The sequence below is a fragment of the Streptomyces sp. NPDC038200 genome, from assembly GCF_055600785.1.
In genome coordinates, this window is the sequence record NZ_JBVJYH010000070.1 from 1 (window position 1) to 1,528 (window position 1,528).

1 protein-coding gene and 1 pseudogene are annotated in these 1,528 nt (G+C 72.1%); one reads left to right on the top strand and one right to left on the bottom strand.

Annotated features, from left to right (window positions below; genetic code table 11):
* Positions 1-656 (top strand): annotated as a pseudogene (locus tag ACZ7KF_RS41540) (hypothetical protein); the annotation flags it as partial.
* A 78-nt stretch (positions 657-734) separates the two neighbouring features.
* On the opposite strand, the gene ACZ7KF_RS41545 reads toward ACZ7KF_RS41540, so the two are convergent.
* Positions 735-1,484, bottom strand: a complete 750-nt coding sequence (locus ACZ7KF_RS41545; RefSeq protein ID WP_471087921.1) for a polysaccharide lyase family 7 protein — start codon at positions 1,482-1,484, stop codon at positions 735-737.
* Positions 1,485-1,528 lie beyond the last annotated feature (44 nt).

The window sequence follows — 1,528 nt, forward strand, 5'->3', positions numbered from 1 at the left end:
ACACCGTCACCACCACCAGCCCCGAGCCGAGTCCGCAGCCCACCCGGAGCCTGCTTCCCGTGCCCACGCGGAGCGGTACGCCGGCGCCCTCCACCAGCGCCACCCCCGACGTGCCGGACAGCGGAAGCCGGGGCGGCTCCACGGGGACGAGCGGGGCCGGCCAGACCATCGACACCGCGTTCACCACGGGATACACCTGGTTCGACAACACCCCGCGGGGCAGCGCCCAGATCTCCGCTCCCGTCCTGCACCAGCAGGCAGGCGGCACCGGGACCTACGCCGACCCGATCACGCTCGCGGTCGGGCACAGTACCGAGGGTGGCAAGGACACGCTGGACTATCCCGCCGGCACCCGTTTCTACATGCCCCGCGTGCGCCGGTACTTCATCGTCGAGGACGCCTGCGGTGACGGCGGCAGCCCGCAGAACGGCCCCTGCCACAGCCTGAAGACGGCTCCGCAGGGCGCCACCACCTGGCTCGACATGTACGTCGGCGGGGAGAGCGGGGACAGCGAGTCCGCGGTCCAGGACTGCGCGGACAAGGTCACCGCCGGCACGCACGGCGGACTCAACACCGTGGTGCAGGACCCCGGCTCCGGTCTCCCGGTCGTCGAGGGGCCCCTGTTCCAGAACGGCAAGTGCACCGAGCTGTACTGAGGCGCCTTCCGCTCGACGCGGCAGGGCCCCGACGCCGTTCCGGCGCCGGGGCCCTGCTGTTTCGCTCTGTGCCGGGGGTCAGCCGTGGGAGACGTCCAGCGCGTAGAACGCGACCTTGGCCCCGGCGGTGCTGCTGCCGGACGCGGACTGGTTGTAGGCCCCGGCCTTGAAGTACTGCTTGTACGACTTGAAGGAGTCGTCGATCGGGTAGTGCGTGGTGCTTCCGTCGACCGTGAGGTCGATCGTGTCACCACCGGAGACGCCGATGGTGTAGCTCCACTTCTCCCCCACCGGGACGTGCCCCACCGTGTGCCGGGTCTGGCCGCCGGCCGGGGAGTTCTCGGTGCCCAGGACGATGTCGCCGTTGGACTGGTAGTACAGCTCCAGGAGCGGCTTGGTGGACGAGCCGCCGGAACCCAGGTGGATCTGTCCCACGCACACGCTCGACGTCACGGACACCACGCGCAGGCTCGCGCTCATCCGGTGGGTGCCGCCGAGCGGCCACTCGGCGGTCTCCCGCAGCTCCGAGCGGGGGTACTTGGAGTTGGGCGTGGTGACGCCCTGCTCGGGCGACCAGAAGGTCAGGGCGCCGTCGCTGTCGGGGTAGAAGTAGGAGTCCCGGAAACCGCCCTGGAGCCGGGAGGCGGCGACCGTGGTCGGGGACCCCGGGGAGCCGACCGGTTCCTGGAGCTGCCAGATCGACAGGTCGATGCCGCCGCCGGGCGCGGCCTCGGGCCCGGTGCCCGTGGCGCCGGGATCGGGGGTCTCGGGCGCGCCGGGGTCGGTGCCGGTGGAGGGCGTCGGCGTGGCACTGCCGCCCGTGGCCAGTCCGGTGACCGGCTTCGCTCCGGGGCTGGTGGTGGTGACGGTGC